The sequence below is a fragment of the Mediterraneibacter agrestimuris genome (genome assembly GCF_943193195.1).
GTDB classification, from domain to species: domain Bacteria; phylum Bacillota; class Clostridia; order Lachnospirales; family Lachnospiraceae; genus Schaedlerella; species Schaedlerella agrestimuris.
Genome location: NZ_CALPDG010000024.1, coordinates 35234 through 54512, shown reverse-complemented (window position 1 = coordinate 54512; position 19279 = coordinate 35234). Strand labels below are relative to the sequence as shown.

General features: G+C 42.3%; 18 protein-coding genes and 2 pseudogenes. 12 read left to right on the top strand and 8 right to left on the bottom strand.

Annotation, left to right across the window (positions count from 1 at the left end):
* The 7 genes and pseudogenes from NFS18_RS12070 to NFS18_RS12040 form a co-directional block, all read left to right on the top strand.
* Positions 1-1096: pseudogene (locus tag NFS18_RS12070) on the top strand (hypothetical protein); the annotation flags it as partial.
* Positions 1002-2456, top strand: a complete 1455-nt coding sequence (locus NFS18_RS12065; RefSeq protein ID WP_251390434.1) for a DEAD/DEAH box helicase family protein — start codon at positions 1002-1004, stop codon at positions 2454-2456. The pseudogene NFS18_RS12070 and the gene NFS18_RS12065, both read left to right, overlap by 95 nt.
* Positions 2457-2506: 50 nt before the next feature.
* The gene (locus tag NFS18_RS12060; RefSeq protein WP_251390432.1) at positions 2507-2962 is read left to right on the top strand and encodes a hypothetical protein; all 456 of its coding nucleotides are present in this window, start codon (positions 2507-2509) and stop codon (positions 2960-2962) included.
* A gap of 299 nt (positions 2963-3261) precedes the next feature.
* A complete protein-coding gene (locus NFS18_RS12055) occupies positions 3262-3786 on the top strand; it encodes a sortase (protein WP_251390430.1) in 525 nt (174 codons plus the stop codon).
* Positions 3737-4582, top strand: a complete 846-nt coding sequence (locus NFS18_RS12050) for a DUF6674 family protein (RefSeq protein WP_251390428.1) — start codon at positions 3737-3739, stop codon at positions 4580-4582. The genes NFS18_RS12055 and NFS18_RS12050 overlap by 50 nt, the downstream gene beginning before the upstream one ends.
* Positions 4583-4757: 175 nt before the next feature.
* Positions 4758-5556: pseudogene (gene ku / locus NFS18_RS19960) on the top strand (non-homologous end joining protein Ku).
* A 32-nt stretch (positions 5557-5588) separates the two neighbouring features.
* Positions 5589-6485 (top strand): ATP-dependent DNA ligase, encoded by an 897-nt coding sequence (locus NFS18_RS12040; protein WP_251390427.1) that lies wholly within the window; start codon positions 5589-5591, stop codon positions 6483-6485.
* Positions 6486-6619: 134 nt separating this feature from the next.
* Here the strand turns inward: NFS18_RS12040 and NFS18_RS12035 are convergent, their stop codons facing one another.
* Genes NFS18_RS12035 through NFS18_RS12005 form a run of 7 tightly spaced genes read right to left on the bottom strand, consistent with a single transcriptional unit; the run spans position 6620 to position 13479 of the window.
* Positions 6620-7204 (bottom strand): ANTAR domain-containing response regulator, encoded by a 585-nt coding sequence (locus NFS18_RS12035; protein WP_251390425.1) that lies wholly within the window; start codon positions 7202-7204, stop codon positions 6620-6622.
* Positions 7205-7236: 32 nt separating this feature from the next.
* A complete protein-coding gene (locus NFS18_RS12030) occupies positions 7237-8448 on the bottom strand; it encodes a glutamine synthetase family protein (RefSeq protein WP_117576268.1) in 1212 nt (403 codons plus the stop codon).
* Positions 8449-8466: 18 nt separating this feature from the next.
* Positions 8467-9189: a GltB/FmdC/FwdC-like GXGXG domain-containing protein gene (locus NFS18_RS12025; RefSeq protein ID WP_117576267.1), complete on the bottom strand. Its 723-nt coding sequence runs from the start codon at positions 9187-9189 to the stop codon at positions 8467-8469.
* 1 nt (position 9190) lies between these two features.
* Positions 9191-10438 (bottom strand): NAD(P)/FAD-dependent oxidoreductase, encoded by a 1248-nt coding sequence (locus NFS18_RS12020; RefSeq protein WP_251390423.1) that lies wholly within the window; start codon positions 10436-10438, stop codon positions 9191-9193.
* A gap of 1 nt (position 10439) precedes the next feature.
* Positions 10440-10874, bottom strand: a complete 435-nt coding sequence (locus NFS18_RS12015; protein ID WP_016439168.1) for a 4Fe-4S dicluster domain-containing protein — start codon at positions 10872-10874, stop codon at positions 10440-10442.
* 5 nt (positions 10875-10879) lie between these two features.
* Entirely contained in the window at positions 10880-12385 is a 1506-nt protein-coding gene (locus NFS18_RS12010) for a glutamate synthase-related protein (RefSeq protein ID WP_251390420.1), read from the bottom strand.
* Positions 12385-13479 carry a class II glutamine amidotransferase gene (locus NFS18_RS12005; protein WP_251390419.1) on the bottom strand — a complete coding sequence of 365 codons (1095 nt, stop codon included), beginning with the start codon at positions 13477-13479 and terminating at the stop codon, positions 12385-12387. Before NFS18_RS12005 ends, NFS18_RS12010 begins: the two co-directional genes overlap by 1 nt.
* A 218-nt stretch (positions 13480-13697) precedes the next feature.
* Between NFS18_RS12005 and NFS18_RS12000 the strand changes: the two genes are divergently transcribed.
* From NFS18_RS12000 to NFS18_RS11980, 5 genes are all read left to right on the top strand, one after another.
* On the top strand, positions 13698-13889 hold the full coding sequence (locus NFS18_RS12000) for a UDP-N-acetylmuramoyl-tripeptide--D-alanyl-D-alanine ligase (RefSeq protein WP_251390417.1): 192 nt from the start codon (positions 13698-13700) through the stop codon (positions 13887-13889).
* Positions 13890-13926: 37 nt separating this feature from the next.
* Positions 13927-14616 (top strand): aspartate/glutamate racemase family protein, encoded by a 690-nt coding sequence (locus NFS18_RS11995; protein ID WP_251390415.1) that lies wholly within the window; start codon positions 13927-13929, stop codon positions 14614-14616.
* Between the two features lie 269 nt (positions 14617-14885).
* On the top strand, positions 14886-15731 hold the full coding sequence (locus tag NFS18_RS11990; protein WP_251390413.1) for a helix-turn-helix domain-containing protein: 846 nt from the start codon (positions 14886-14888) through the stop codon (positions 15729-15731).
* Positions 15721-16632: a DMT family transporter gene (locus NFS18_RS11985; protein WP_251390411.1), complete on the top strand. Its 912-nt coding sequence runs from the start codon at positions 15721-15723 to the stop codon at positions 16630-16632. The genes NFS18_RS11990 and NFS18_RS11985 overlap by 11 nt, the downstream gene beginning before the upstream one ends.
* Entirely contained in the window at positions 16616-17038 is a 423-nt protein-coding gene (locus NFS18_RS11980) for a DUF2000 domain-containing protein (RefSeq protein ID WP_251390409.1), read from the top strand. Before NFS18_RS11985 ends, NFS18_RS11980 begins: the two co-directional genes overlap by 17 nt.
* A gap of 65 nt (positions 17039-17103) precedes the next feature.
* Here the strand turns inward: NFS18_RS11980 and NFS18_RS11975 are convergent, their stop codons facing one another.
* Entirely contained in the window at positions 17104-18477 is a 1374-nt protein-coding gene (locus NFS18_RS11975) for a TrpB-like pyridoxal phosphate-dependent enzyme (RefSeq protein ID WP_251390407.1), read from the bottom strand.
* Positions 18478-19279 lie beyond the last annotated feature (802 nt).

Here is a 19279-nt window from a genome sequence, read left to right as displayed (position 1 = left end):
CGAAGAAAAGCCAATGCTGAGGGCTCTGCCTCTGATCCCCTTTGAGATATGTGAGTGGTCCTATAACCATAAGGTTGTCCTTCTTTTGTACCGTTATATCGGATTAACACCGAGTGTGTATGTGGCAGTTCCGGTGGTGGTACCGATTGCACTTGGCGGGTTTTATTCTTATAACGGTATGGGGTTTTATGAAGTTATGGGAAGAAAGATCCGTATGATGTTTGCAAACCATCCTCTGACTTATGTTTCCACAGAAGGGGAAGCTATTGTGATGACGGACAAGGTGGATGGTCCATATGGTGATAGTTTTATCACAAGGGATATGGAAGGTGTAACGGTATCCTATAAAAAGTCGGATGGAACAAGGGGAGAGAAAAAAGTCGATTACAAATATTGTGCTGCTTTAATCCTCCACATGATTGAGGAGAATGATTATCTGTCAGAGGAGATTTTTGAACAGTTCAGAATCAGTCCGCAGTCCTTTCAGGCAAGTCCGGCATTTATGGAGATTTACCATGAATACAAAGAGCGTATGCGTATGGAACCGGGCTTTACGGCGATAGAGCTTGAGGATGCAGAGCAGACCGAAGCGGAGGAAGCACAGACAGAGCAGACGGAAATCATAGAAAAAGTGGAGGGAGAAATTGTTGACCAGAAAGGGAATGTGATTAAACCCGTTTCCACAGCAACCTTTCCAACTGCTTTAGAGCAGGTGGAGACAATGGAGGAGGACTTGCGTGAGGCATTGGAGCTTTATATGCAGGGATGTTCCGTTATCAGACCGTTTCAGCCATTTTTACAGATGGTAGCGAAAAGTGAATTACCAAACACAGATAAGCTTCATTTTTTAAACCGTATTACCAATCACTACGGAAACGGAGATACCCATAGTGCTTACCACAACAATGCTTATGGTCTGATTGAGTATATCGGTAACTCGGATACTTTTATGGTAGATTATAAGAACCGTAAAGGAGAGCGTAAGCGGGCATCTGTCACTTTTGAGCAGATTTACAGCGTTATGGAGTATCTTATCCGGGCGGGGCAGTTTACGGACAAGGCAGCTTATTTTTATTCAGACAGAAGGTTGCAGTGATGAGGAACTGAGGTTCCAGCAGAAGCTCTTAAACGAGAAGTATGATGCCTATGTAAGAAAGTTCGGTCCGATTACCGGCAGGGGAAGTAAGCAGGCATTTCAGGACGATGCGGATTATCCTCTTTTATGTTCTTTAGAGGTTGTGGATGAGGACGGAAATGTAAAAAAGGCGGATATGTTCTATAAGCAGACAATCCGTGCAAAGAATCAGGTAGACCGTGTGGAAACTGCAACGGAAGCATTAAATGTGTCGGTAAGTGAATTTGGTGCAGTAAACATTCCGTTTATGCTAAGTATCTATGAGCCTGACATTTCTAAGGCAATGGCACAACTGCCGGAGGGCAGTACACTTTCTGAACAGGCAGAAGCTGAGGTAAAAAGGGCAGTATTGCTTGAGGAACTTTCGGGATTGATTTATCTTGATCCTACGGAATATAACGAGAATAACCTAAATGCAGGCTGGAAAACAGCAGATGAATATTTATCCGGTAATGTTCGTGATAAGCTCCGTATTGCCAAAGCTTACGCAGAGGAAAACGGGGAGAAGTTTGCAGTTAATGTGCAGGCATTAGAGCAGGTACAGCCGAAGGATTTGGACGCATCGGAGATTGAGGTAAGAATCGGAACGACTTGGATTGAGCCGGAGGACTATGAGAAGTTTATTTATGAGCTTCTTGGAACTCCAAACCGTGCAAAGGCAGTCAGAAGTTCTTATTACAGTTCCGGTATTCAGATTAAGTACAATTCCTATGGGCAGAACTGGTATATTGAGAATAAAAATCTTGATAAAAGGTTCATTGCGGCAACAAAAACTTATGGTACAAGCAGGATTGATGCTTACTCCATTATGGAGGAAACCTTAAACCTTCGTACTGTGACAATCCGTGACCGAATTGAGGATGGGGACGGGAAATTCCATTATGAAGTGAATAAAAAGGAAATCATGCTTGCAAGGGAAAAGCAGAACCAGATGAAGGAAGCGTTTAAGGCTTGGATATTTAAGGATCAGGAACGCAGACAGAAGTATGTGGACTATTATAACAATACTTTCAACTGTATCCGACTTAGAAGTTATGACGGTTCCTTTTTACAGTTCCCCGGCATGAACCCTGAGATTAAGCTCCGTGACCACCAGAAAAATGCGGTTGCACGTATCCTTCTTGGAGGAAATACCTTGCTTGCCCATGTGGTAGGTGCAGGAAAGACCTATACCATGATGGCAGCCTGCATGGAACAGAAGCGTTTAGGACTAGCCAATAAAAATGTGATTGTTGTACCAAAGTCCCTTATCGGGCAGACCGCAGGAGAATTTATGCGTCTGTATCCGTCCGCCAATATCCTTGTGGCAAGGGACTCATAGCGGAGCCGGAATTTGCCATTACAATCAAGGGTGTGAAGTTTAAGGAGCGAGTGGATGGCGGTACATCTATGCTGGAAGCAGTCAGCAAATGTAAGAATGGCGAGACGACACATCTTGGAGAGTTCAAAGGCTTTGAGCTTTTAGTAGAAAAGAACTTCATCGGTGTTAATTATCTGGTGCTTCGTGGTAAGACAGACCATAAGGCAGAGCTTTCCTCAAGTCCTGTAGGTAATATGGTGAAGCTTGAAAATCTGCTTGGCGGTATGGCTGAGGAGCTTGATTTTCTGACTAAGAAAATCGAGCAATATGAGCGAGACTTGGAGCAGTCAAAGTTAGAATATGAGAAGCCTTTTGCACAGGAAGCGGAACTTTCCGAGAAGATTGCAAGGCTGAATGAACTGAATGTCCAGCTTGACCTTGAAAATGGCAGGGCAGAGGATGTGGACCTGGCCAGACAGGAAAAAGAAGAACAAAACAGGGTGGCTTGTTGTGATAAAGTAAAGTAGTAACAGGAGTGGCTAATAAGATATAATCAATCCAGAAAGAAAAGAGGTACTTGCAGCATAAAGAGCGGCGGGAGCAGGATTTCTGATTGAATTGCTTGACCACCCAAAATCGGAGGTGGGAAGTTTTGTCAATGGCATAGCCGCGCAGCGTTGCAAAGCACTATTGATAAAAGCTGACAGTTCCGCTAGCATCCAAGCAACAATCCAATAAATTTTAAGCCACAAATGTTACAAAAAAGCTTGACCACTACAGCTGAGGATAGTCCTTATCATACCAGACCACTCGGAAAAGAGGGAAGATGAAACGAATAGTGATTGCAGGAATATTGATTGTTGTGGGGCTGGCAGTAATGTCAGTCCCGCTTTATTACAGATACACGGGCAATCAGAAAAGTGACGAAATGGTAGAGCGTTTTGAACACATGATAGAACAGGAGACGGTAACAGAGCATGAAGAAGAAAAAGAAACTTGTGGGCAGGAGGAAACCGAAACCACCGTTAGTGAAGAAGATGCTGCCACACTTGCCAAAGAAGAAGTAATCGGATTGATTGAGATTGAGGCTTTGGATATAAAGTATGCAGTATTGGAGGGAACGGAGAGCCATGAGCTATCCTGTGGTATCGGTCACATCACGGATACAGCAGGAATCGGAGAAAAAGGCAACTGTGTCCTTGCAGGTCATAATGGCAGCAGACACGGTACATTTTTTACGAACCTAAAGACCATTCAGACGGGCGAGGTGGTGAAGCTGACGGATAAGGAAGGCAAAGAACATGGAATTGTCGAAAGACCAGATCATTCAGGAGCTGATAGTACTTCTTAACCAAAACCAGCAGAAGGAAGCTGCCAATAATGTATTTGAAATGACAGCATTGATTGACGGTATGGGAAAAAGGCTTGAACAGGTAACGGAGGAACTTGTGAGTGTCCGTAAACAGCTTGAAAAGATGGAGCAGGAGAAGGCAAATAAAACCTTGAAGGCTACTGTCTGTAAGGCTGTGGATTCCTTAGAACAGCAATGCCAGAAGATGAAGAAGCAGTTGTTTGAAATCAAAATAGAGGTAAAAGCAAAGGCTTCGGAGGTTGTGGCAGAGACAAAAGCCAAAGGAAAAGCGGCACTTCATAAGGTGTCGGAGTTCTTAGGTGTTAAGGATAAGCTGGAGTCTGTCCGTGACAATATCCGTAAGAGTATCGGAGAAACAGAGCAGACAATGATAAAACTTGATGCTTTTGGTAGTGGCATGAGGGAGGCAGGTCAGAAGATTGCTAATACTTTCCGTACTTTTGCAGACAAGGAGACTGTGGATTATTCAGTAAAAGAGAAGCATTTTTCAAAGACAGAGCTTGCAAAGAAGCCTTTTGCCATGCAGAAAAAATTGTATGAAAGCATGGAGCGATATTTGGATGCTGCTATTGATAAGGTAAAGAGCCTTGCAAAGCAACCGGAGCTTGTGCAGGAGGTTGATATGGCAGAGCCTACCGTACTTGGAATGGTGGCAGAGCAGGAATTTCAGTATGGGGCAGAAGTTTTTGAAGCACGGGAGCAGGAAATATCTGCAAGAATGACAGAGGTTATTGAGAATAAAGATATAGCTGTTATAAGTGATAAAAGCCGATAAGGGATAGTCCTCTTGAAATGAACATAGTTTAATTCAAGGGGACTATTTCAATGTATATATTTTCATTCTTTCCTTCTAAGCAATTCAATTTCAATATTGTTCAGACAGATATCTACAAATGCATAATTAAGATAAGTGGGCAGATACTAAAATCAAAAGAAATTGAGGTGAATGTATGGCAGTTGCACATAAAGGAAGTATCTCCATGGGTTTGGTATTGATCCCTATCGGTATGTATAAAGCTACGGTTGACAATGATATCCATTTTAATCAATTGGAGAAAGAGAGTAAGGCGAGGATTAAATACAAAAAGTATTGCAGCCACTGCGGAAAAGAGGTAAGCAGTTCAGATATTATTAAGGGATATGAGTATGAAAAAGATAAATATGTGGTAATGACAGATGATGAATTAGAACGGATCAAGACAAAGAAAGATAAAACAATCCATATTCTGCAGTTTGCAAAGATGGCAGAAGTCAATATGATTTATTATGAAAAGGATTACTATGCAGTTCCGGATACAGGGGCGGAGAAAGCGTATGAATTGTTAAGGCAGGCACTTTTAGCACAAAAAGGTAGCAATCGCAAAAACAGTGATGGGAACAAATGAAAAACTTCTTGTGCTGTACCCTACAAAGGAAGGGATTATTGTAAAAACCTTGTTTTATTATGATGAGATTGCTGCCATTCCTAAGAGCGTTCCAAGGATGAAGCTGGATGAGAATGAGCTGAATATGGCGAAAATGCTGATTGAAAATATGACAAAACCATTTGTGGCGGAGGAATATCAGGATGAATACCAGGCAAGACTGAGGGAAGCTATTATGAAGAAGATACAGGGACAGGAAATCGTGGCAGTTGATACCGGTACTACAGCAAACGTCATTGATTTGATGGAAGCATTACAGAAGAGTCTGGAACTATCCAATAAAAAAGACGAAGAGAGCAAAAAGAAATTAACGGGAACGGCATGATGGATCTGTTTGATAAAAGAGAGGCTTCGCCAATGCTGATAGCACAGCAAATGGATGCTTTCGATAATCCCAGCTGGCTATATGAATTGAAGCTGGATGGGTTCCGATGTCTGGCTTATATAGATTACGGTATGGTGGATCTTCGTAATAAACGCAATATACGAATGCTCCCACGGTTCCCAGAACTGAAAGAAATCAGTAAAAATGTAGGAGGACGATGCATATTAGATGGCGAAATCGTTGTTTTGACAAATGGCGTTCCAGATTTTTATCGCCTGCAAAAGAGGACGCTGCTCACAGACAAATTCAAGATAGAGATGGAAGCATTGCGCTATCCGGCATCCTTCGTTGCCTTTGACTGCATTTATATAGAAGGAAAAGAACTGATATGGACACCCCTGATGGACAGAAAAGAACAATTATCCCGGCTTGTGAATGAGGATTCGAGAATAGCGGTGTCCAGATATGTGGAAGGTTCGGGGACTGCGCTTTATATGGCGGCAGAGGCGAGCAAACTGGAAGGCGTTGTTGCAAAAAGAAAAGACAGCTTTTATCTGATGGGGAAACGAACGAAGGACTGGATCAAATTCAAACGGATGGCAGACGAGGACTTTGTAGTAGCGGGATATATCAAAAAAGGCGGACATATGTATAGCCTTGTTCTGGCAAAATACAAAGGTAATACACTGATTTTCAGAGGGTATGTAACATCTGGCGTGACAAAAGAAGCAATAGATACTTTGGAAGTGACTGGCAAGAATCCATTCCTTTTGATGCCTATTGGGGAACATGATGTAATCTGGGTGAAGACGAACCATGTATGTGTTGTGGAATATATGCCCAATCTCATTAATTCGCTAAGACAGCCAGTATTTAAGGGTTTTCGTGATGATGTCTTACCGAAAGAAGTACAGGCATCAGAAGCATAAAATAAGAGAAACAAATTGGTAAGAGTCGATAAATGAAAAAGGATGCACACCATTATGTACGGAGTGTATCCTTCAAGTGGAACGCAATGGAGATAGAAAGGGAGAAGTTTTACCATTGCAAGGTTAAAAGGGGATTAAGTATAAGTTTTGATGATTTCTTCGGCAATGGTTCGCTTTGCAATACAGCGATCCATTGCCTGTTTTTCTATGTAACGGTGAGCATCAGGTTCGCTCATGGAGAGTTCACTGATCAAAATCCATTTTGCCTTGTTGACCAGACGGATTTCAGCCATTTTTTCTTCGATGGACAGAGACTTCCTTTCAAATTGTCTCAGTCGTTCTCTGGCGCTTTCCATCCAGTTAAGGGCATGCAGCATAGTTGGTTTTGAGGTTGGCTTTGGCAAAGTGAAGACGCCGTACTCAGCAACCTTATCGTGGATACCGGCATGAACATCACTTTTTACCAAAAGCAACACAGCGGACGGTTTGGTAGTACAGGTGTCAATTGCAAAACGAGTACCCACATCATCAGGCAAAGGGGCGTTGATGATAACAAAATCAAATGTTTTTTCGGCAAGTGCCCGTTTGGCAGCACTGACACTTGTAACATTATGGATAGGGTAGTATCTTGTTTCGGGGAGCAGGTCAGCAAAGGCAGAGGTGAAACTATCTGTTGCAGACACGATGAGTATGCTGTAAAAACGTTCTCTTAAACTCATTTTACACCTCCTCCTTTTTTCGTTGGTTTGAATTATTTATTGCAATAAATATCTAAGATAGCATCTGGTATATGTTCTTTTATAAAATTACTGTTTACGGCTGCAGCACATGCGGATTTAAAATCGCCGGGCAGCTGCTCAAATTTTGCCAGCGTATCTGCATCTGCTTTATACAGGTTCATATCAGCGGGACCTGGTAGTTCCAGTTTATTCTGAATGCCATCCATAATTGCATAAATCAGCAGGGCAAATGCAAGATAAGTATTTGCGGATGGATCTGGAGAGCGAAGCTCCGCACGTTGGTATTTGCCTACAGCAGCAGGAACCCTGACAAGCTGGGAACGGTTCTCGCTGGACCAGGAGATATATCTTGGAGCTTTATTGCTGCCAAAACGCTGATAAGAATTTTCTGTCGGGTTTAAAAATACGGTCATATCTGCAACCTTATCCAGAATAGCAGCAATCATATAATTCATATAGTCTGTATTATCAGAGGATTTTACAGATATATTGATATGGAATCCGTTTCCCGGTTTATCTTCCAGCGGCTTCGGGCTGAAATCAGCAAAAAGCCCATTACGTCTGGCGATTGTTTTCACAACAGTCTGGAAGGTCATGGCATTGTCAGCAGCAGTCAGTGGATCGGAATAGCGAAAATCAATTTCGTTTTGTCCCGGACCTTCTTCGTGGTGAGAACTTTCAGGCTGTATTCCCATCTGTTCAAGTGTCAGACATACTTCTCGGCGGATATTTTCGCCTCTGTCTTCCGGGGCAATATCCATATATCCTGCGTTATCATAAGGCTCTTTGGTCGGGTTCCCATTATCATCCAGAGTAAACAGGTAAAATTCCTGTTCAGCACCAAAGAAGAACTGGAATCCTGCATTTTGGGAATCCTGAATTGCTTTTTTTAAAATAGAACGGGTGTCACATTCAAATGTTTTTCCGTCTGGGTGGGTAATGTAACAGAACATTCGTACCACACGGCCATGCTCTGGTCTCCATGGCAGGGGCATAAGTGTGTCTGCATCCGGATGGAGAAACAGATCGGAATGGTTTTCATCGCCAAAGCCTGCGATGGCAGATGCATCAATGGCAATTCCACATTCAAAAGCGCGAGGAAGTTCCTCTGGCATGATGGATATGTTTTTCTGTTTGCCAAATACATCACAAAAGGCGAGGCGGATGAATTTTACATCTTCTTCCCGCACATATTGCATTACCTCTTCTTTTGAATACTTCATAAGCCTACCTACTTTCTTTTAATTTGCTACATACATTTGTTTATATGGGTTTTTACTGTCTGGTGTGATGACTGTAAAAGGAGCGGATAAAAGTTCGTCCACAGAATATCCGAAGTCTGCACAGTATTCGGACAGATATTCCTGGATTTCCTCTAAATCCTCTGGGGCTGCACATCTTGCAGTTACCTGTTCCGGAAAGCGGATATCCTCACAGTTGCCGCGCAAGAACATTTTACCGCCGTGCATTCCGGTACATGGGAAATTGCCTACGATACGTTTGTCATCTGTGTGAAGTCCAAGGACGATAATTACGCCGCCAGCCTGATATTCCCCAAGGAAGCTTCCGGCACACCCACCGATGATCATGACTGGAATCTTTTCCTTGTATGCTTTCATATGAATTCCGGCACGGTATCCTGCATTGCCTTGTACATAGATTTTGCCGCCACGCATGGCATATCCGGCGGCATCACCAATATTGCCATGGATCAGGATCTTCCCTTCATTCATGGTGTCGCCTACTGCATCCTGAGCATTGGCATTTACGGTAATATTGGCATTGTTTAAATATGCGCCCAGTGCATTTCCCGGAATTCCATTGATTGTAAGATTCCGATCAGACATACCGGCAGCAATGAATCTCTGACCGCAACAGCCTTCAATCGTACAGTCGCTGTCTGTCCCACGCAATGCTTCATTTACAGCTCTGTAATCTAAATTTGCAGCATCAATGATTTTCATATTATACCACACCTCCAAAAAATTGTTTACGCTTTTCTACGGAAAATGCTGTAGAAGTAGCAGTTTTTTTCAACATTTCAAAATCAATGGAACTTAAAGGAATACGTTCTCTGATTAAAGAAGTATAAATTCCAGCCCGTTCAGTTGCCCCGATAAGGATAAATCCGGTTAAATAGTCACCTCTGGTAAACAGACGTTTTAAAGTTCCTTCTGACTTTTCCTCATACAGTTCGCCGCCCTGCTCAGCGGTATAGTAGCTTCCGGCGGTCATGGCATGTAATCCAAAGAAACCGATGGAGTTCATAGGGATTCCTTTATCGAAAACAGAAGAACCGCCTGCCATATTGATGCCAGCACAATTTCCTTGCATATAAGCATTTGGCAAAATGGCAAGGACACGTTTATCGTGGAACGAAATGTCTTCGCCTTCCGTACAGTCGCCAGCGGCATAAATATCAGGAATGGAAGTTTCCATTTTGTTGCTGATTAAAATGCCACGGTTCACTTCACCACCAATTCCTTTTATCAAAGAAGTGTTTGCACGAACACCGACAGCAAGGACTAAAACATCGAAACGAACGGTTTTTCCGCTTTTCATAAAAGCAGTATTTTTATCGAAAGATATTGCACTGTCATTTAACATAAAGTTGATTCCATTTTGTTCCAGATGTTTTTGCATCATAGCTGCGCAGTCAGCATCAAGGATACTGGAAAGCACACGGTCTGCAAGGTCGCATATCGTAATACTGGAAACACGGTCTTTTAAACCTTCGGCACATTTTAAACCGATGAGACCGGCACCTACGATCAACACATCCGAATTTTCATTGATGGAAGCTTCCAGTTCCAGCATATCATCTATCGTCATAAAGGAATGCTTCTGTTCCACTGATTCCAGACCCGTAAAAGGAGGTACAAAAGGAGAGGAACCAGTGGCAATGCAGAGTTTATCATAAGGAATCACGGTATCATCGTTTAGGGCTATCTGTTTTGTGGAAGGATCAATTTGCGCAGCTTTCTTTCCATAGAGAACTTCACATCCCATTCTTTCATAAAAATTCTTATCACGATATGCCATTTTCTCCAGATTCGTTTTGCCTTCCAAATAATAGGAGATTAGTGGGCGGCAGTATACAGGATGCGGTTCTTCTGAAATTACGATGATCTTGCCCGCTGCATCCTCTTTTCGGATACCTTCAATGCAGCCCACAGCAGCAACACCATTTCCAATCACAACATATTGAGCCATTCTACTCACCCCTTTCTTCATAGACGATTGCCCGGTTCGGACAGCCTTTTACACAGGCTGGTTCACCGCAGGTATTAGCAATGCAAAGTTCACATTTTTGCATAATTCCTTTTTCATTCGGTGCCAGTGCCCCATATGGACAGACCAGAACACAGGTAAGGCATCCCACGCATTTGTTCTGGTCTATATGGACAACTCCGTCAATCTTTGAGATTGCACCTGCAATACAGCTTTTTATGCATAATGGATCGGTACAGTGTCTGCAGGAAACGGCGTAACAGATTTTTTCGCCTTCTTCAATATGGATACGAGGAAAGATTGGCTTTCCTTTTAATGCTTCTGTCATATCTGGTTTGCCGGAATTGGCAAAAGCACAATTATATTCGCATAAATGGCATCCGAGACACCATTCTTCTTTTACATAGATTCGTTTCATTTTTATCACTCTCCTGCATGAGAGATACCAAGTATCTCAAGCTCTTTTTCTGTCAGACCAATGCCACGCAGCATCAGACGGTTTCCTCGTAAAGCCTCGATGGAATTGATGCCCATGCCACCCATCAGTTCTTTGATTTCGTGTTTCCATGCGGTCATAAGATTCATCAGGCGTTCGCTTCCCATTTCAGGATTCAGTCTCTTTACAAGCTCTGGACGCTGGGTTGCGATTCCCCAGTTACATTTACCGCTTTGGCAGGTTCGGCAAAGGTGGCAGCCAAGAGCCAGAAGGGCAGCGGTAGCCACATAACAGGCATCTGCACCAAGTGCAATGGCTTTTACCACATCAGCAGCACTCCGGATACTTCCGCCGACTACCAGTGATACATTGTTTCGGATACCTTCGTCACGAAGTCTTTGGTCAACGGAGGCAAGTGCTAACTCGATGGGAATACCAACATTATCCCGGATTCTGGTAGGAGCGGCTCCTGTACCGCCACGGAAGCCATCAATGGCGATGATATCAGCTCCGCTGCGGGCAATACCACTTGCAATGGCAGCAATATTGTGAACGGCTGCGACTTTAACGATGACAGGTTTCTTATATTCTGTAGCTTCTTTCAAAGAGAACACAAGCTGACGCAAGTCCTCGATGGAATAAATATCATGATGCGGAGCCGGTGAAATTGCATCAGAGCCTTCCGGAATCATGCGGGTACGTGATACATCCCCGACAATTTTTGCACCGGGGAGATGTCCGCCAATGCCCGGTTTTGCTCCTTGTCCCATCTTAATCTCTATGGCAGCACCTGCTTTCAGATAATCCTCATGAACGCCGAAACGTCCGGAAGCCACCTGTACGATGGTATTCTCGCCGTAGCAGTAAAAATCTTCATGAAGGCCGCCTTCCCCCGTGTTATATAAGATGCCAAGCTCAGTAGCTGCCAGTGCAAGGGATTTATGAGCGTTGTAGCTGATAGAACCATAACTCATGGCAGAGAACATGACAGGCATGGAAAGCTCCAGCTGCGGCGGCAGTCTGCAGTCTAATTTTCCGTCCTCTGTACGACTCACTTTTTGGGGCTTCTTTCCGAGGTAAACTCTGGTTTCCATCGGTTCCCGCAAGGGATCAATGGAAGGGTTTGTTACCTGTGATGCATTGATCAGGATTTTATCCCAGTATACAGGCAGTGGTTTGGGATTACCCATGGAAGATAAAAGGACGCCGCCACTGTTCGCCTGCTTATAAATCTCCTTAATCGTATCGTTTGACCAGTTTGCGTTTTCGCGCAGGGTACAGTCACTCTTTACAATTTTTAGTGCTCTGGTCGGACAAAGAGAAACACATCGCTGGCAGTTGACACATTTCGATTCATCGCACTTCATAATTTTATGTTCTTCGTCATAACTATGTACTTCATTGGCACATTGTCGTTCGCATACCCGACAGGCAATGCATCTGTTTTCATTTCTGATTACTTCAAATTCCGGATAGATAAATTCTACGCTCATTAAAATGCACCTTCCTTTACTTTTACAATGACTGGTTCACCACCGGTAGGAGACCATATGTTTTCGGCATTCGGTTCCATGGTTCGGATGGCAGCCTCTTCACTGGCAATGAATACCTTGTCGTCTTTTTCCCCGACTACCATAGAACGCAGTTTCAACCGGTCATTCAGTGCCATCAGTCCGCCATCAAATCCTAAAACGATAGAGAAAGGACCGGTCACAAGCAGACTTGGGAACATGGTTCTAAGATAGGTGTGTTTTTTCTGGTCTTCCAAATCTGTTTTTGCTGCAATGGTACTCCAGAATGGAGCAGCAATGACACTTGCAGCTTCACCAAGGGTAAGTCCCTGTACACGGAGCAGATAATCCATAATATAGGTAATGACTTCGGTATCGGTCTGGAGCGTACATTTGTAGCCAAACATTTCGATAAATCGGCGGTTCGCATCATAAGAGGAAATTTCTCCATTATGTACGATAGAATAGTCAAGCAGCGTAAACGGATGTGCGCCGCCCCACCATCCGGGAGTGTTCGTTGGATAGCGTCCGTGGGCAGTCCAAGAGTATCCTTCATATTCTTCCAGTTTATAAAAAACACCCACATCTTCCGGGAAACCTACCGCTTTGAAGGTTCCCATGTTCTTGCCACTGGAGAAAACATAAGCACCGGACATTTCGGCGTTGATCTTCATAACAGTTCTGGCAACAAATTCCTTTTCGTCCAGCTGTAAAGAAACCAGCACGGATTTTAGTGGAGCAACAAAGTATCTCCATATAATCGGTTCATCTGTAATAGCCGGAATCTTGCGGGTCGGAATAATTTCGGATTGGATGATTTCAAACCGTTCTTTTAAGAAAGCTTCACATTCTTTTCTTGTGTCACGGGTATCAAAGAACATATGTAATGCATAAAACTCTTTATATTCAGGGTAAATGCCATAACCGGCAAAGCCTCCGCCTAATCCGTTGGAACGGTCATGCATGGGTTTCATGGAATTTGTGATCATTTCACCGGACATCTTGTTTCCTTCTTTGGAAATGACTGCTGAGATTGCACATCCGGAAGGAATTCTCACTTGACCTTCAGTTTTCATATATCATATACCTTCCTTTCAGAATAAATAGAAAAACAAAGGCGTCCATTTTAAGGGCAGAAAAAATTCTACTCTAAAAATGAACGCCTTTGCTCATATTCAATATATATACAGCAGATGGTAAGTTTTGTCAAGAAACAATGTATTTCACCTCGCAGTTGTTATTTTTTCATACTTGCTATATAATAATTCAAAAAATGAGGATACGAGGTGAAAATATGAAATCGCGCAGTGCAATAACGCTTATTGGAAGTGGCATGCCAGAAGTAAAGGTATGCGATATTGTTAATGGTAAACCTAAAGTTAAGCGAATTGAAAGAGAAGATTGTATAGAGTTTGTTCTAAAATATTCCTTGTTTCATAAAGAAATAAAGCGATACGATAAAAGAACTTTTGAACAATTGCAATAAGATTAAACTTATATGAATTAAAATTGGAGGAGTAATTATGAAAACAATTGGATTAATTGGTGGAATGAGCTGGGAAAGTACAGTTACATATTATCAAATTGTAAACGAAACAGTGAAACGTGAATTGGGAGGCTTACATTCCGCAAAGGTACTTCTTTACAGCGTCGATTTTGCTGAGATTGAAGAATATCAGACAAAGGGTGAATGGGATAAGAGTGCGGCAGTGTTAGCTGAGGCGGCACAAAATCTGGAAAAAGCTGGTGCAGGTTTTATTATTATTTGTACAAATACAATGCACAAAGTTGCACCTGTAATTCAGAAAAAGATTTCGATTCCAATTATTCACATTGCAGAAGCAACTGCCGATGCCCTGAAAGAAAATGGTATTGAAAAAGTCGGTCTTCTTGGTACGAAATACACGATGACACAAGAATTTTATAAAAGCAAATTAATTGAGGCTGGTATTGAAGTTGTGATTCCAGATGAGGCAGGCGTTACGGTTGTAAATAATATTATTTACAATGAACTTTGCCTTGGAATTATTTCAGAAGAGTCAAGGAAGAAATTTGTGAACATTATTAAGCAGCTTGAAAAAGCAGGCGCGCAGGGTGTGATCTTAGGATGTACGGAGATTGGGCTTTTGATTCATCAAAAGGATGTAGAGATACCAGTATTTGATACAACGCAGATTCACGCAACAAAAGCTGCTTTATTGGCGATTGAATAGTAGAGAGTTAAACTCTTTTGTAGCTCCTAAAATATACTGGTATGCAAATTCGAAATTCATTAAATATTAAGGAAAGCATAATTTTCACAATTCTATTTGAGGGAAATCCAACAAATCAGGAAACATTGACTTACGGCGGCTCGGAGGGGCCGCCGTTTTCCATGAGGAAGGGATTTCCATATATTTTTAATAAGCTAATAAATGAAGATATTTTACAAGCCTTTTTGAAATGTCAGTGATAGAATATCGTTAGCAAGGAGGGAAAGCACATGAAGAAAGAAACAAGAACCGTTGTTTATGATGACGAACTACGGCTCGAAGCCTATCGCTTTGAGGGAACCCAGCAGCCTTTTCCGAACCATTTTCATGAATACTATGTAATTGGATTTGTAGAGAGTGGAGAACGCTGCCTTTCCTGCAAAAATAATGAATATGCGATACAAAAGGGGAATGTCCTTCTTTTTAATCCCGGTGATAATCACGCCTGCGTCCAAAATGATGGCGGAACTTTAGATTATCGGGGATTTAACATTTCTAAAGAGGTTATGTTGGATTTAACCGAAGAAGTAACCGGAAAACGGGAGCTTCCAGGCTTTTCCGAGAATGTAATTTTTGATGAAGAAGTCATCTGCTATCTACACCCATTGCATGAGATGGTAATGAAAGGATTATGCGATTTTGGTAAAGAAGAAAATTTGCTCCTGCTTATTTCCATGCTGATACAACGGTATGGACAGCCATTTGAAAACTGTATTCCTGAGTGTCGGGAGGAGATTGAAAAGGCTTGCCGATTTATGGAACAGCATTTTGCAGAACGCATTTATTTAGACCAGATATGCCGCTATGCAGGTCTTAGTAAATCCACCTTACTGAGAGCATTCACAAAATCAAAAGGTGTTACACCGTACAGTTATCTCGAAAATATCCGTATTGGAGAAGCAAAAAAATTGTTGGAGCAAGGTTTCCCGCCAATTGAGGCAGCATTACGAACAGGTTTTTCTGACCAGAGCCATTTCACAAATTACTTTAACCGCTTTATCGGTTTGTCTCCTGGAGTTTATCGGGAAATCTTTTTAGCCAAGAGCAGTGGGGAGGATAAATCAAATGGAAAATAGGAATAAAGCAGGGCATTTATGCGCCTTGCTTACGATCATCATTTGGGGAACAACTTTTATATCTACCAAAATCTTATTGGTGGATTTCCAGCTGGTGGAAATATTGTTTTTCCGTTTCGTTATGGGTCTGCTTGCTTTGCTCATTATTTATCCGCATCGCCTAAAAGCAACTACTAAAAGGCAAGAACTTACCTTTGCCCTGGCTGGTCTCTGCGGTATTTGTCTGTATTATCTTTTGGAGAATATCGCACTTACTTATACAATGGCTTCAAATGTGGGAGTTATTATTTCAGTAGCTCCATTCTTTACCGCCATTATGAGCCATCTGTTTTTGAAAGAAGAAGGTAAACTAAGAGCAAATTTCTTTATCGGATTTGTTGTTGCAATGATTGGTATTTTTCTGATCAGCTTCAATGGCTCAAAGTTGGAACTAAATCCTGTTGGGGACTTATTAGCTCTGTTGGCTGCGTTTGTTTGGGCATGTTATTCCATTCTGACAAAGAAAATCAGCAGCTATGGATATCATACCATTCTCACAACAAGACGAGTATTCTTTTACGGTATACTTTTTATGATACCTACGCTATTTATGTTTGACTTCCATTTGGAACTGTCACGATTTACCAATCCTGTGTATTTGTTCAATATTATTTTCCTGGGGCTTGGCGCTTCGGCATTATGTTTCGTCTCTTGGAATCTTGCAGTTAAGGTTCTGGGGGCTGTGAAAACAAGTATCTATATTTACATGGTTCCCGTTATTACTGTTGTAACTTCGACATTGATTTTACATGAGCAAATTACAGCTTTATCTATTATTGGTACGCTTTTGACATTGGCAGGTTTATTTCTGTCAGAAAGAAAAACTATGAGAAAAGAGGTTAATCATGGACTTACAAAATGAAAAATGTGTTATGGTAATTGACGAAAACTTGCCCCTTGGTATTATTGCAAATACGGCGGCAATTATGGGGATAACACTTGGTAAGAAAATGCCGCAGGTAGTCGGGGCTGATGTGATGGATCAGAGCGGGAACGAACATCTTGGAATTATTGAGTTCCCCGTTCCCATCCTAAAGGGTTCCACGGAGACAATCAAAGAAATCAGAGAAAAGCTATATCAGCAGGATTTTCAGGATTTAACTGTCGTGGACTTTTCTGATTTAGCTCAAGGATGTAAAACATACGATGAATTTATTGAAAAGATGGGTCATGTACCTGAAAGCAGATTGCAATACTTCGGTCTTGCAATCTGCGGAGCAAAGAAGAAAGTGAATAAACTCACGGGCAGTATGCCGCTTCTACGATGACACGCAAAAGCAGAACCATATCAAGGGTTCTGCTTTTGGTGGTTTAAGGAACGAAGCGAAAATAATTATTCTATTATAGGAAGTTTACTACGATAAATTTCCAGTTCTTCATCAGTTGGGATGTAATCGTCCATATCACCGTCGTGGAATTTTTCATATGCAACCATATCAAAATATCCAGTGCCTGTAAGTCCAAATACAATCGTTTTTTCTTCACCGGTTTCTTTGCATTTCAGTGCTTCATCAATGGCAACACGGATTGCATGGGAACTTTCCGGCGCAGGCAGGATTCCTTCTACTCGCGCAAAGTATTCGGCTGCTTCAAAGACATCGGTCTGTTTTACGCTGGTTGCTTCCATAAGTCCCTGATGGTAAAGCTCCGACAGAGTAGAACTCATGCCATGGTAGCGAAGACCGCCTGCATGGTTGGCAGAAGGGATAAAGTCACTGCCAAGAGTATACATCTTTGCAAGCGGGCATACCATTCCCGTGTCGCAAAAGTCGTAGGCATATACACCTCTGGTAAAGCTAGGGCAGGATGCCGGTTCAACGGCTATGATACGGTAGTCTGCTTCTCCACGGAGTTTTTCTCCCATAAATGGTGCAATAAGACCACCCAGGTTAGATCCCCCACCGGCACATCCAATGATGATATCCGGCTTAATATTGAATTTATCGAGTGCAGTTTTGGTTTCCAAACCAATCACAGATTGATGAAGAAGCACCTGGTTGAGAACGCTGCCCAACACATAGCGGTAGCCATCGCTTGTTACAGCTTTTTCCACAGCTTCGGAGATTGCACAGCCGAGGCTTCCGGTAGTTCCCGGATGCTCTGCAAGAATCTTTCTTCCAACTTCTGTTTCCATGGAAGGAGATGGTGTTACCGATGCACCGTATGTGCGCATGACTTCACGTCGGAAAGGTTTTTGCTCATAAGAGCATTTTACCATATATACTTTACAGTCAAGGTCAAAGTAGGAACAAGCCATGGAAAGGGCAGTACCCCATTGACCGGCTCCGGTTTCTGTGGTCACGCCTTTAAGTCCCTGCTTTTTAGCGTAATAGGCCTGTGCAATGGCTGAGTTCAGTTTGTGGCTGCCACTGGTGTTGTTTCCTTCAAATTTGTAATAGATTTTTGCAGGGGTTCCCAGCTTTTCTTCCAGGCAGTAAGCACGTACAAGAGGAGATGGACGATACATTTTATAAAACGCTCGGATTTCTTCCGGAATTTCAAAGTAAGCAGTATCATTGTCCAGTTCCTGTGCAATCAGTTCCTCGCAGAATACACCTGCCAGTTCTTCTGCTTTCATCGGCTGGTGGGTGCCGGGATTTAATAGTGGTGCCGGTTTCTGTTTCATATCGGCACGCAGATTATACCATGCCTTTGGCATCTCGGATTCATTCAGATAGATTTTGTATGGGATATTCTCGTTTTTCATAGTCATTACCTCCAGATAAAAATAAATGTTGTTTATGTGTCTTTGATTCGCACTGTTACTTCGGCGCCACCATTCGACGCCATCGTTTGGTTAATAACATGATATTCGCCTCCTCGTAATATAGGAAAACTCCCTTGGTTTTTATTCTGAGCCAGGGACTTTGAAAATAAAAAACGCCCCTGACAGAATACAACTATCTGTCAAGGACGAATCACGTACAAATATATAGAGTACGACACTATCCGCGGTGCCACCTTGATTCATAGGATTGCTCCTATGCGCTTAGCAGGATACCAACATATCCCCGGCAACTGACGTATGCCCACACGTTGCAGAATACTGGGTGTAAATAAATGTACACTTTTGACTGCACCCTCAGCGGTCCATTTGACAACTTGTTTCTCGCCTGACTCTCAGCAACACAGGCTCTCTGTAAAGGCATCATTGCCGTTATCTCCGCTTCAACGGTTTATCATATTGAATTGACATGATATTAGCACTGATTTATATGGGTGTCAATAGGTGATTTAAAAAAGAGAATACGGAATTGTATATGATAAACGAATGAAATCTGGAAAATCCTTTTTGTTTACAAGGCTAGCCTTTCAGTGATTTGCGGTTGCCCATTTAGAAAAGGAATTAAAAATTTGATGGGCAAACAGTTAAAAATGATAGTTACCACGGATGAAATAATCTGCGTAGAAATTTAAAATGTTTTCAATAAATGCATGTAATTTGTTTTTCATAAAATATTGTCTCCTTTCTTGTTTACAAGGCTAGCCTTTCAGTGATTTGTGGTTGC

Bases quoted from the DNA above. Each gene is read 5' to 3' on its own strand.
- NFS18_RS12055 (WP_251390430.1), top strand. From the start codon at position 3,262: ATGAAACGAATAGTGATTGCAGGAATATTGATTGTTGTGGGGCTGGCA.
- NFS18_RS12050 (WP_251390428.1), top strand. From the start codon at position 3,737: ATGGAATTGTCGAAAGACCAGATCATTCAGGAGCTGATAGTACTTCTT.
- NFS18_RS12040 (WP_251390427.1), top strand. From the start codon at position 5,589: ATGCTGATAGCACAGCAAATGGATGCTTTCGATAATCCCAGCTGGCTA.
- NFS18_RS12035 (WP_251390425.1), bottom strand. From the start codon at position 7,204: ATGAGTTTAAGAGAACGTTTTTACAGCATACTCATCGTGTCTGCAACA.
- NFS18_RS12030 (WP_117576268.1), bottom strand. From the start codon at position 8,448: ATGAAGTATTCAAAAGAAGAGGTAATGCAATATGTGCGGGAAGAAGAT.
- NFS18_RS12025 (WP_117576267.1), bottom strand. From the start codon at position 9,189: ATGAAAATCATTGATGCTGCAAATTTAGATTACAGAGCTGTAAATGAA.
- NFS18_RS12020 (WP_251390423.1), bottom strand. From the start codon at position 10,438: ATGGCTCAATATGTTGTGATTGGAAATGGTGTTGCTGCTGTGGGCTGC.
- NFS18_RS12015 (WP_016439168.1), bottom strand. From the start codon at position 10,874: ATGAAACGAATCTATGTAAAAGAAGAATGGTGTCTCGGATGCCATTTA.
- NFS18_RS12010 (WP_251390420.1), bottom strand. From the start codon at position 12,385: ATGAGCGTAGAATTTATCTATCCGGAATTTGAAGTAATCAGAAATGAA.
- NFS18_RS12005 (WP_251390419.1), bottom strand. From the start codon at position 13,479: ATGAAAACTGAAGGTCAAGTGAGAATTCCTTCCGGATGTGCAATCTCA.
- NFS18_RS12000 (WP_251390417.1), top strand. From the start codon at position 13,698: ATGAAATCGCGCAGTGCAATAACGCTTATTGGAAGTGGCATGCCAGAA.
- NFS18_RS11995 (WP_251390415.1), top strand. From the start codon at position 13,927: ATGAAAACAATTGGATTAATTGGTGGAATGAGCTGGGAAAGTACAGTT.
- NFS18_RS11990 (WP_251390413.1), top strand. From the start codon at position 14,886: ATGAAGAAAGAAACAAGAACCGTTGTTTATGATGACGAACTACGGCTC.
- NFS18_RS11985 (WP_251390411.1), top strand. From the start codon at position 15,721: ATGGAAAATAGGAATAAAGCAGGGCATTTATGCGCCTTGCTTACGATC.
- NFS18_RS11980 (WP_251390409.1), top strand. From the start codon at position 16,616: ATGGACTTACAAAATGAAAAATGTGTTATGGTAATTGACGAAAACTTG.
- NFS18_RS11975 (WP_251390407.1), bottom strand. From the start codon at position 18,477: ATGAAAAACGAGAATATCCCATACAAAATCTATCTGAATGAATCCGAG.